The 12,294-nt window shown below is 27.5% G+C and carries 12 protein-coding genes; 6 read left to right on the top strand and 6 right to left on the bottom strand.

Features of this window, described 5'->3' with window-relative positions:
• Positions 1 to 8 precede the first annotated feature (8 nt).
• From mcrD to BM020_RS01490, 4 genes are all read left to right on the top strand, one after another.
• Positions 9 to 527, top strand: coding sequence for a methyl-coenzyme M reductase operon protein D (gene mcrD / locus BM020_RS01505; RefSeq protein WP_067147085.1), 519 nt, complete (start codon positions 9 to 11; stop codon positions 525 to 527).
• 10 nt (positions 528 to 537) lie between these two features.
• Entirely contained in the window at positions 538 to 1,335 is a 798-nt protein-coding gene (gene mcrG / locus BM020_RS01500; RefSeq protein ID WP_067147087.1) for a coenzyme-B sulfoethylthiotransferase subunit gamma, read from the top strand.
• The gene (gene mcrA, locus BM020_RS01495) at positions 1,335 to 3,011 is read left to right on the top strand and encodes a coenzyme-B sulfoethylthiotransferase subunit alpha (RefSeq protein ID WP_074797980.1); all 1,677 of its coding nucleotides are present in this window, start codon (positions 1,335 to 1,337) and stop codon (positions 3,009 to 3,011) included. Before mcrG ends, mcrA begins: the two co-directional genes overlap by 1 nt.
• A gap of 178 nt (positions 3,012 to 3,189) precedes the next feature.
• The gene (locus BM020_RS01490; RefSeq protein ID WP_067147091.1) at positions 3,190 to 4,497 is read left to right on the top strand and encodes an ATP-binding protein; all 1,308 of its coding nucleotides are present in this window, start codon (positions 3,190 to 3,192) and stop codon (positions 4,495 to 4,497) included.
• Between the two features lie 261 nt (positions 4,498 to 4,758).
• Here the strand turns inward: BM020_RS01490 and BM020_RS01485 are convergent, their stop codons facing one another.
• The 6 genes from BM020_RS01485 to BM020_RS09535 all read right to left on the bottom strand — a co-directional run bounded on the left by BM020_RS01485 (position 4,759) and on the right by BM020_RS09535 (position 7,917).
• On the bottom strand, positions 4,759 to 5,715 hold the full coding sequence (locus tag BM020_RS01485) for a methionine synthase (protein WP_067147093.1): 957 nt from the start codon (positions 5,713 to 5,715) through the stop codon (positions 4,759 to 4,761).
• A 90-nt stretch (positions 5,716 to 5,805) separates the two neighbouring features.
• Positions 5,806 to 6,114: a DUF1894 domain-containing protein gene (locus tag BM020_RS01480; protein ID WP_067147095.1), complete on the bottom strand. Its 309-nt coding sequence runs from the start codon at positions 6,112 to 6,114 to the stop codon at positions 5,806 to 5,808.
• Positions 6,115 to 6,256: 142 nt separating this feature from the next.
• Positions 6,257 to 6,733, bottom strand: a complete 477-nt coding sequence (locus tag BM020_RS01475; RefSeq protein ID WP_067147097.1) for a DUF1890 domain-containing protein — start codon at positions 6,731 to 6,733, stop codon at positions 6,257 to 6,259.
• Between the two features lie 101 nt (positions 6,734 to 6,834).
• Positions 6,835 to 7,410 carry a hypothetical protein gene (locus BM020_RS01470; RefSeq protein WP_074797978.1) on the bottom strand — a complete coding sequence of 192 codons (576 nt, stop codon included), beginning with the start codon at positions 7,408 to 7,410 and terminating at the stop codon, positions 6,835 to 6,837.
• Positions 7,411 to 7,432: 22 nt separating this feature from the next.
• Positions 7,433 to 7,657 carry a type I restriction enzyme endonuclease domain-containing protein gene (locus BM020_RS01465; RefSeq protein ID WP_083405353.1) on the bottom strand — a complete coding sequence of 75 codons (225 nt, stop codon included), beginning with the start codon at positions 7,655 to 7,657 and terminating at the stop codon, positions 7,433 to 7,435.
• A gap of 122 nt (positions 7,658 to 7,779) precedes the next feature.
• Positions 7,780 to 7,917, bottom strand: coding sequence for a hypothetical protein (locus tag BM020_RS09535; protein ID WP_158499598.1), 138 nt, complete (start codon positions 7,915 to 7,917; stop codon positions 7,780 to 7,782).
• A 562-nt stretch (positions 7,918 to 8,479) separates the two neighbouring features.
• On the opposite strand from BM020_RS09535, the gene BM020_RS01460 reads away from it, so the two are divergent.
• Entirely contained in the window at positions 8,480 to 10,255 is a 1,776-nt protein-coding gene (locus BM020_RS01460; protein WP_074797976.1) for an ABC transporter ATP-binding protein, read from the top strand.
• 1 nt (position 10,256) lies between these two features.
• Positions 10,257 to 12,044 (top strand): ABC transporter ATP-binding protein, encoded by a 1,788-nt coding sequence (locus BM020_RS01455; RefSeq protein WP_074797974.1) that lies wholly within the window; start codon positions 10,257 to 10,259, stop codon positions 12,042 to 12,044.
• The last annotated feature ends 250 nt before the right edge of the window (positions 12,045 to 12,294 follow it).

Here is a 12,294-nt window from a genome sequence, read left to right as displayed (position 1 = left end):
GTGAAATAATGAGCACTGAAAAAGAAAATAAAATCAATGCTAATGATGAAGTCTGCAAAATCATCGATATAAAAATAGTTCCCAACAGATTTTTAAAGCCAGAAACATCTGAAAAAGTATTAAATAAAATCTTTGAGCTTGATGGAATCGTGAGAGGAATAGTGCATGGTCCTTCATTACCAAAAACTGTTTATTATGGTCCCGCGAGAGGAACACCTGTAAACCACCAATACAGAAAAAGCATCAATGTAAAAGGTCAGAATATTGATTTAAGACTGCTTATTGGTGAGATAATTTTAACAATAGATGTTAAATTACTAAATGAGATTATGGAATCCATCGAAATAATACTTGATGAAATTTTGCCCTGCAAATATATTTTAATGATTGGTATTTTTACCAAAACTCAAACTACAGTAAGTGATTATTTAAAATATGGAAGAAATTTTGAAGATTCAATAGATGAGAGATATATCGGTATGGTTGATTCACGTGCTCGAAGTTCTGAAACAATAAATATGATTTAAAGGTGAAAATATGACATATAAAGCTCAATTTGCTCCAGGAGATACTAAAATTGCTGAAAATAGAAGAAATCACATGAACCCCAATCATCAATTAAAGAATATAAGAGAAATTTCCGATGAAGGACTTGTAAGAATTTTAGGCCATAGAACTCCAGGGCAAGATTATAAAAAAGTACACCCTCCATTAGATGAAATGGATTTAAATGAAGACCCTATAAGAGATTTAGTCGAACCAATTCATGGTGCTAAAGAAGGGATTCGTGTAAGATATATTCAATTTGCAGACTCTATGTATAATGCTCCTTCCCAGCCATATGACAGAGCAAGAATGTATATGTGGAGATATAGGGGAGTGGATACTGGAACACTATCTGGAAGACAAGTGATTGAAATAAGGGAGTCTGACTTAGAAAAAATATCTAAAGAATTAGTAGAAACTGATTTATTTGACCCTGCAAGATCTGGTATGAGAGGTGCAACAGTACATGGACACTCATTAAGACTAGATGAAAATGGCTTAATGTTTGATGGATTACAAAGATATGTTTATGATGAAGAAACTGGCCATATCGTTTATATAAAAGATCAAGTAGGTCGTCTCCTTGATGAAAGTGTAGATCTAGGGGAACCTCTTCCTGAAGATTACCTTAATGAAATTACTACGATTTACAGAGCAGATAATATTGGTTTAAGAACCGATAAAGAACTTGTAGACGTTGTAGAAAATATTCATACCTCTCGTACTGAAGGAGGTTTTGGATTAAATGTATTTAAAGATGATTTGAAAAAGAGATTAGGTGATGCTTAATGACAAAAGGAGAAAAATTAGAAAATAAACGTTTTCTAGAGGCATTAACTCAAAAATTTAAAGGTGAAGATCAAGAAGATCAACAAACAAGTTTTTACTGTTTCGATGGATGGAAACAATCTCCACGTAAAAGAGAATTTTTCGATGCTGCAAATGAATTAGCTAAAAAAAGAGATAATTTACCTTTTTATAACCCAGATATTGGTGTACCTTTAGGACAAAGACAATTAATGAGTTATAAAATATCTGGTACTGAAGACTATGTTGAAGGTGATGACTTACACTTTTGTAATAACGCAGCAATCCAACAATTAGTTGATGATATTAAAAGAACTGTAATTGTAGGAATGGACACTGCACATTCTGTGCTACAAGAAAGATTAGGTGTTGAAGTGACACCTGAAACAATTAATGAATATATGGAAACTATTAACCATGCACTTCCTGGAGGGGCTGTAGTTCAAGAACATATGGTAGAAGTACACCCAGGTCTTGCATCTGACTGTTATGCAAAAATCTTCACTGGAAATGATGAATTAGCAGATGAACTTGATAAAAGAGTATTAATCGATATCAACAAAGAATTTCCAGAAGAACAAGCAGAAATGCTTAAAGAATATATAGGTAATAAAACTTACCAAGTTAGTAGAGTGCCTACATTAGTTGTTAGAGCTTGTGATGGAGGTACTGTATCTAGATGGTCTGCTATGCAAATTGGTATGAGTTTCATTACTGCATACAGTTTATGTGCAGGAGAAGCGGCAATTGCTGACTTTTCATATGCTGCTAAACATGCAGATGTAATTGGTATGGCTGCAATTTTACCTGCAAGACGTGCAAGAGGAGCAAATGAACCAGGGGGAGTTCCATTTGGAATCTTTGCAGATATGATTCAAACATCTAGAATTAGTGATGACCCTGCTAAAATTACATTAGAAGTAATTGGCGGGGCAGCAACCTTTTACGACCAAGTATGGCTAGGTTCATACATGTCTGGTGGTGTAGGATTTACTCAATATGCAAGTGCAACATATACTGATGATATATTAGATGATTTTATTTACTATGGAAAAGATTATGTAGAGAAAAATTATGGAATGTGTCAGGCAGAAGCTAACTTTGATAATGTAAAGGATATTGCTACTGAAGTTACAATTTATGGTTTAGAACAGTACGAAATCCCAACATTACTTGAAGACCATTTCGGTGGTTCTCAAAGAGCATCTGTTATTTCCGCAGCTGCAGGATGTTCTGTAGCATTTGCAACAGGAAACTCTAATGCAGGAGTAAATGGTTGGTATCTCAGTATGATTGAACATAAAGAATCTCACAGCAGATTAGGATTCTATGGTTACGATTTACAAGACCAATGTGGTGCAGCTAATTCATTATCTATTAGAAGTGATGAAGGATTAATTCATGAATTAAGAGGGCCTAACTATCCTAACTATGCAATGAATGTAGGACACCAACCAGAATATGCTGGAATTGCTCAAGCACCTCATGCTGCAAGGGGAGATGCTTTCTGTGTAAATCCATTAATTAAAATTGCATTTGCAGATAAGAATTTATCCTTCGACTTTCTACATCCTAGAAAATGTATTGCTAAAGGTGCACTAAGAGAATTTGAAGCAGATGGTGAAAGAAGTATCATTCTGCCGGCATTCTCAAAATAGGAAAAACAAAATGACCTTAAAAAACTATTAGATAAAAATTAATTGCTAATAAAAAAAGAATTCCAATATTTATTTTATTAAATATAATTCTTTTTTATTAGCAAACTTAAAATAAAAAATTCACAATACAAAAAACAGAAAAATCTAAAACTTATAAGCTTAATTAAAAGGTGATATTGTGTTAAATAGAGAAGTTTATATAAATGATTTAAGGAAATATAAAGATAATAATAAAATTAAGTTAATTAGTGGGATGAGACAATCTGGAAAAACAAGTATTGTAAAAGAATTTGTAAAAGAATTAGAGTCTGATAGAAACAATAATATAATCTATATAGAATGTAATATCGATTGCGATTTATTAAAATTAAAAAATAATTTAGAAGATTCCGAACTACCTAACTTAATTAATAAAAAAATAAAAACTAATAAGAATAATTATATCTTCTTTGATGAAATTCAAGATTTGCACAACTGGAAATTTATATTACCTGAGCTATTGTCAAAAATCAATGAAAATAATAATATTATCATAGACTTATATTTTATAGGTATTAACTTTAAGAGATTAAAAAACTTTTTTGAATTAGAATACAATGAAATAAAAGTATTGCCTTTATCATTTAGAGAATTTTTAGAGTTAAAATATGAATTTAATAAAACTAACTTAAATAAAATTACAAATAAAGAAAAAGAAGAAATATTACTCCAAGTCTTAGATAAAAACAATGCATTTAAAGTCAGTTCGAATAAAGATTATTCTAAAGAGTTTAAAGAATATGTGAAATACGGATCATTACCTATATTGTTTGAGTATGATAATAAGAATAATATTTTAAAGAATTTAGTTTTTGGAGTTTATAATACTATATTTTTACAGGATATCGTTAAAAAAAATTCTATTAAAAATGTTATATTACTTGAAAGAATCATTAAATACACCTTACTCAATTTAGGTAATCTTACATCATCAAAAAATTTATGTAAGTACCTAAAAAAAGATTGTAAAAAAACTACTCCAACAACAGTTTTAGACTATTTAAAAATCTTAGAAGAATCCCATCTTTTTTATTCAGTACGTAGGTATGATATTGCTAAAGATAAAGAATTAAAAACATTACCTAAGTATTATGTTGGAGATACAGGAATTAATAATTCAATAATGGGATTTAGCGAAGATATCAAAAATAATATATTAGAAAATATTGTATTTTTGAACTTGTTACATAGAAATTATAAAATAAGAGTTGGGAAATATAATAATAAAGAAATAAGCTTTGTTGTTAGAACCCCTGAAACACGTAAATATTATCAAATCTGTAAAACCATTAATGATAAGGAAATCCTTAAAGAAAAATGCGAATCCTTAGAATTAATTAAGGACAATTATGAAAAAATAGTCTTAACATTAGATAAAAATGTTAAGATGGAATGGAAAGGGATAAAATTTGTTAATATAATCGATTTCCTATTAGAAGATGATTAATCAAAGAATAAAATACCCTCTAAAACTTCTTTTTAGAAGATGGCTAATCAAAGAATAAAATACCCTCTAATAATTCATTTAATTAAAAATAGAAAAAAATAATTATTATAAATGAAAATCTTGAAAAAGTAAGTATTATAAATGAGAATGTTGAAAAAATAATTGAAAAAATAATTATTATAAATGAAAGTGTTGAAAAAATAATTATTATAAATGAAAATCTTGAAAAAATAATTTTAAAAAAGAAAAATTAAAAAACTCTTAATTAAACTCTTTTGCTAAATCAGAGATGATTTTTAACTTTTCCATTGCAATTGGAATATCTACTTTTCTAAGTCCACAATCAGGATCTAAAATCATCTTCTCTTTACCTACAGCATCGATTCCTCTTTGAATTAAAGCTTTTACTTCTTCTTTATCATCAACAGCATTAAGAGCAGAATCAACACAGCCGAATCCCAATTTTTTACCTTTAAGTAAATCTGCATTTTCTTCTAAAACACCAATATTCACATTGTTTCCTGCAAATTCACAGTCTAAAATATCAATTGGAAACTTGGCAATGTCTTTAAAACATTCATTCAAATTTCCACAAACATGCATAGCCATTGGTATTTCAATACCATCAGTTAATATAGCAATAGATTCTTTTGCAACTTTTAAATCAACCATTCCAGTAGATAAGAATGGATCATCAATCTGAACATATTTAGCTCCAGATTTTTCAGCTGATTCAACTTCACGTCTTAAGGCATAAGCACAATCAATAATTGCAGGATTTCTCTCTTTATAAAAAGATTCTATTCGTGATGAGTGAACAATAGTAGATGGGCCGGTTAATATAAGTTTAACACCTTTTCTACTTGCTTCTTCAGGAGACATATCCCTAGTCTTTATTTCATTTGCAAGAACCTTTTGAGCATATTTCAAGTCTTTAATCATTATATCAACTTGAGGAGCTCGTATCTTTGATAGGATAACTGAAGAATTCATTTCATATGAAAATCCTGGAATATGCTTTACAAAAGAAGCTACCATATCCCCTCTTGGTTGACCATCTCCAATAATATCTACTCCACAGTTAAGTTGTAATTTAACTGCTTCTTCAATAGCTATTTTATAAGGATCATATAATCCAATAGAAGATTTGAGTTTCTCCACAAAGGTTTTTGGTTCTTTTAAATCAATTCCAAAACTACCTACAACAGTTGTAATCAAATAATCACCACCAAAATTGCATAATAATCATTTAATATTTTATAATCTAAACTTAAATAGTTCTAACAAGCTATAAATAAATACTTAAAATTAAGCACCAATATCCATTTTTCTAACATCATCAATTTCTTCAGGACTGATTGGAATTTCAATAGCTGCAGTTCCATGACAAGGTTTAGTATAAGTAATTAATATAGTTCCTTCATCTTCATTAATTCCTACAGGTATTGGAGGAAGACCAATTAATCTTGCACCTAATACTTTATCCCCAGGATTTACATGAATAATTTCTTTTGAATTTTCTTTAATAAGTTTGTAACATTGTTTTACTCCAGAGCGAGAAATAAGTATTCTATAATCATCATTTTGTTGTAAATAAGTTTCTAAGCAGAAAGACATACTTTTCACCATCATTTTCTTTTTTTTAATAACTAGACAAGTTTAAAATTAAAATATCTAATCTTTATTCATAAGACAAGTTTAAAATTAAAATATCTAATCTTTATTCATAAGACAAGTTTAAAATTAAAATATCTAATCTTTATTCATGATTTGATAATTGTTCTTCTAAAGTTTTTAAATATTTATCAAATTTAACTTTAATTGGATTTGGGTTATGGAATGCTCTAACAGCAATAATATCTGCATCAGTAGATGATTCAACCATATCAGCAAATTCTGCAACTTCATCAGCTTCTCTTGAAAAGATAAGGGCAAGAGATTTACACTGCAAAATATGACAATAAGTTATAAAGAAAGTAGCTGCTGCATCTTTGTGAACACAGCCTACTAATAAATCATAATCTCCCTCATTAATTTCATCTAAACATTTTTCAATATCTATTCTCTTTTTTACATAAATTCCTTCAGGATCAGATAAATCTAATATTTTTCCAGCTGCAGGATTACTTGATACAGTAACATCGTAACCCATCTTACTTAATTTATATGAAGCATACAACGCAATAGGGGTTTGTGAAGGAGCTTCAGGACATCCAAGTAAAAATAATGCTTTCATTTTATCACTTTAATAAATTTTTTTAATAGTAAAATTTTTTATAATAATTAATCACTTTATATTTTTATTAATAGTTATAAATAAAATTAATTAAAAAAGAATTATTTCTTACTTTTAATTTTTTCCAAAGAATTATTTGTTTTTTCAAGTTCTTTCCTAATCTTATATAATGACATTTCCAAGGTTTCTGATTCTGAGGTTAAATATTCTACACTATTTAAAAAATTTAAGTCAGAAATGTATTCTCTTTCAACAGATTCATCATATATTGTTTCAAAAATAACCTTAAATATATATTCTGGAAAACCTTGAAATTCATTTCTAATTGAATGAGACATACCAAAAAATGTTTTAATTTTATAATTAGGGGGTAAAAAAGCTATTTTTTCTAAACTAGAAAAATCAGTATTGTGAGTATTTTTTAATGAAGAATCAAAATTTAAGATAATATTTTTTGCAACAGTCTTGCCCACATTCTCAATGACTAAATAAATCCTATTATATTCTACATATAAATATACTACAACTTCTGCAGAATTTGATTCTTTTCTAGAAATTTCCATTTCATCAACAGACTTTCTAGTTGAACATGCCATCTTATAAGTAGCAATTGCCATAACACCCGTAACAATAGTTAATATAATATTAACGATTAAAGATAAACATTCAATATCCATAAAATTCACCCCATAAATTTTGTTAAGCATATTTCTTAAAATTCTCTGCTTGTTCAAATACTTCTGAAAATACCTCATCATTAAATTCTGGAGGATAACCATTTTTATCAAGAAGTAATATTAAATCTACTTTTAATGTAGCTTTAATATCTTCTCTATTATCCCAATCAACATAGTTGAATTTATAAAAATAGAAAAATAAAAATAAATTTAAAAAAATCGTTAAAATTAAAGTATAAGAATTCATTTGAATTATTAACTTTAAAAATTATTTTCCCTTTAATATAGCCTAAAATAAAATCACATTAATATTATATTCTTCTAATAATATAATATTAACTTTTAAATGAAAATTGTCCATTGTTTCAATTAATCATCATCATTACCACAGTTATAGATAGAGCCTGGTGCAAAAGGATCTAATGGGTGAGTTTCTACCCAATAACCACAATTCCAACAACGACCATCACTATCTAATAGATAACTACAAATTGGACAAATAAGCATAAAAATCCCCCTAAATAACTAAAACTTTAAAATTCATCATATCATCTATGATATTTCCACACAAATATGTATATCACATATAAAATTCTTCCTAAGAATTTAGTATAAAAATAATTAAAAAACTTAAAAAATACCAAACTCTTTATTTAATAATTATAATGATTATAGTTACATTTAAAGTTTTCTATATTCTTTTAAATTATTTTAAATTATTTTAAATAGTTTTAATGAATAAAAACTATGTTAAAATTGATTATTTCATAGCTGAATCATAAATCAGATGATTTAAATTTAATATTGTAAATTAAAAAATATTAATCATATTTAACATTAAAATATTGGTTTTCAAGTTTCTATTAAAAAGCAATAAAAAGCATGAGAAATATTTAAAAAATATGATAGAAATAGTAGAAAAAAAATTAAAAATAGAATATTGAAAAAATACTAAAAAACATATATAATAAAAGCTAAAGGTACCTTTAGGAAATTTAATAATAAAATTTAAAACCATAAAAATTAAAAATGAGCTTTAAACTAAAAATAAAAATCAAAGTTGAAAATCATGAAACAATTACTTAAACCCTTAAAAAAGAGTATAATCCAAATATCTCTTATTCTCATATTCTTACTAATAAACGTGTACTGTAACTTAACTCTACCATCCTACACTGCAGATATTGTAGATATTGGTATACAGAATACTGATTTTAACTACATAATAAATGTAGGAACTATGATGATGATTATGGTTTTAATAGGAGTACTTGCTACAATAGCTCTCTCTTACCTATCAAGTAAAGTTTCATCAGCTTATGGAAGAGATTTAAGAAAAATGACTTATGAGAAAATTTTAAAATTTTCAAATTTTGAACTGAATAAGATATCAAGATCATCCCTTATAACTCGTAATACAAACGATGTATACCAAATACAAACCTTTTTAGCTATGCTTTTTACTACAATATTATTTGCGCCAATATTAGGTATAGGAAGTATTGTCAAAGCATTAGAACTTGGAACTAATCTTCTATGGATTATTGTAGTAACATTTATCTCAGTAGCTATACCTCTTGGGGTAATATTTCTAAAAGCTGTACCTTACTTTAAGATAATACAAGAATTGATTGATAAAATCAACCAAACATCAAGAGAAATATTAATTGGTATGCCTGTTATTAAAGCATTCATAAGGCAAGATTATGAAGAGGAAAGGTTTGATAAAACTAATGAGGAATTTAAATCTGTGAATTTATATGTTTTTAAAACTATCTTCCTTTTAATGCCTACAATGACTTTGATATTAAATATAATGATAGTTCTTATTTTATACTTTGGAGCTTATGATGCAATCAATGGAGAAATCTTAACTGGAACGATAATAGCATTTATCCAGTATTCTACACAAATTGTAACTTCATTTTTAATGATTGGAGGATTTACAATTATGATTCCAAGAATTTTAGTATCTGGAAGACGTGTAGCTGAAGTATTAAATACAGAAATATCAATTAGTGATGGACCAATAGATAAAATAGACGATAATCCAACTATTATATTTAAAAATGTAAGCTATAGGTATCCTGAAAGTGAAAAAGAAACATTGAAAGGTATTAATTTTAAATTAGAAAAAGGAAAAACTACAGCAATAATAGGTGGAACTGGAAGTGGAAAGTCAACAATCTTAAACTTAATTCCACGTCTTCAAGACTTAACAAGTGGTGAAATATTAGTTAATGGTAAAAATATAAAGGAGTATAAATTAGCTACCCTTAGGGAAAAAATTTCATACACCCCTCAAAAGGCTATTCTTTTCCAAGGAACAGTAAGATCAAATATACAAGTAGGCAGAAAGGATGCAGATGATGAGGAAATAAAAAAAGCATTAGATATGGCTCAAGTAGACTTTATAGAAAGTTTAGATGATGAGGTATCACAAGGAGCATCTAATTTCTCAGGAGGCCAAAAACAGCGCCTTCAATTAGCAAGAGCAATAATTTCTAAAGGTGCCTTTTACCTATTTGATGATTGTTTTTCAGCACTTGATATGAATACAGAAGCAAAAGTTAAAGAAAAGCTAAAAGATTTAAAAGAAACTTCATCAATACTTATTATCTCACAAAGAATTTCAACAATTATGGATGCAGATGAAATAATAGTACTTGATAATGGTGAGATTGTTGATAAAGGAAGCCATGACTACTTATATAAAAATTGTAATATTTATAAAGAAATCGTATCTTCACAAATTGAAGATGCAGAAGACTTATTATACGAAAATACCAAATCTAGTTTTACTATAGATACTAATTCAATCAATATATCAAGAGAAGGTAAATAATATGCCACCAAGGCCAAGCAGAAAACCTCCTGAAAAGCCAGCTAATAGCAAGGAATCTATTAAAAATATATTTAATCTTTTAAAGGATTATAAACTAAAGGTAATTGTAACCATTATTTGCGGTATTTTATCAACAATATTTTCAGTAATAGGTCCCTTACTAATCGGATTAGCTACAACTGCAATATTTGATGGAATAAACTCTGGAAATATGAATTTAGAATATATAATCAATTTACTCATCATAGTAGTAATTTTATATATTATAAGTGGGGTTTTCTCATATCTTCAAAGTTATTTCTTAATAGAAATATCAACAGATATAAGTTATAGCTTAAGAAAAGAATTAATAGAAAAAATTACCCATTTATCAATGAGAAATTTAGATCTAAATAGAAGAGGAGATATTTTATCAATAATTACAAATGATGTAGATTCTCTCCAAAATGGACTCAATCAAACATTTAATCAATTATTAACAGCTATTATTACAATAATTGGCATAACAATAATGATGCTATCTATTAACTTATGGATGACAGTTGCAACAATAATATTAATTCCAATAGCATTTCTAATTATAACTTATGTTACTAAATTCTCACAAAACTATTATTTAAGACAATTAAAATATAGAGGCAATCTAAATGGACAAATTGAAGAATCATTTACAGGACATGAAATTATTCGTTCATTTAACCAGGAAGAAGAGTCTATGGAAATCTTTGAAAAAGATAATGAGAATTGGTATGAGCAAGAATGGAAATCTAAATTCTATTCAAGTTTATCTGCACCTTTAATGAATTTTATTTCGAATTTTGCATATGTTATAATAGCGGTTCTTGGAGCTGTACTTGTACTTCAAAAAGCAATAGCAGTAGGGGATATTTTAGCATTTATTCAATACTCTAAAAACTTCACACATCCCATTCAACAAATAACAAATGTAATGAATATGGTCCAAACTGCAATGGCTGCAAGTGAAAGAATCTTTGAATTTTTAGAAATATCTAAGGAAGAAAATCCTTCAAGAAAGCAAATAAGTAAAATGAATGAAGGAATCAGCTTTGAAAATGTTAGTTTTTCCTATAATGAAGATGAAAAAATAATTAAAAATTTATCATTTACAGCGAAAAAAGGTGAAAAAATAGCTATTGTAGGTGAAACTGGAGCTGGAAAGACAACTATCATAAAATTGCTTATGAGATTCTATGATGTAGATAGTGGTGAGATAAAAATTGATGGGGTGAATATCAATGAATATGATAAAAATAGCCTTAGGTCACTTGTAGGAATGGTACTTCAAGATACTTGGTTATTTAATGATACAATATTGAATAATATTCGTTATGGTAAATTAGATGCAAGAGAAGAAGAAATTATAAATGCTTCAAAAGAAGCCCATGCAGATAATTTTATAAGACAAATCCCTGACGGATATAATAGTTATTTAAATGAAGATACAGATAATATTTCTCATGGTCAAAAACAGCTTTTAACAATTGCAAGAACTATTCTTTCTAATAAACAAATATTAGCTTTAGATGAAGCAACATCTTCAGTTGATACAAGAACCGAAAAAATAATTCAAGAAGCTATGGATAAACTAATGGAAAATAGAACAAGCTTTATCATAGCACATAGATTATCAACCGTTAGAAATGCAGACAAAATAATCGTAATTGAAGATGGGGAAATTATAGAAGAAGGTAGTCATGAAGAATTATTAGAGAAAAAAGGATACTACTACAATACCTTAAACACTCAAATAAAGGAGAACATCATATGAATAATGGAAATAAGATAAATGACAATGCTAATAATATAAGTAATCATTCATTATTCCATAAATTCATTATGATAAATGAAATTCTGAATAAAAGAAATAAAAAGCAAACCCAGATATGAAAAGACTCTAGAGCTTCATAAAAAATTCAAAGAAGAAAATCCCAAAAAATATGAAAAAATAATTAAAGATAGAAAGGAAATCTTTGAAAAATCAAAAATAATTAAAAAGATATAAAAAAGAAAAAATAAAA

Source organism: Methanobrevibacter olleyae, assembly GCF_900114585.1.
Lineage (GTDB): Archaea > Methanobacteriota > Methanobacteria > Methanobacteriales > Methanobacteriaceae > Methanobrevibacter > Methanobrevibacter olleyae.
This window is presented reverse-complemented; position numbering and strand designations above follow the sequence as displayed.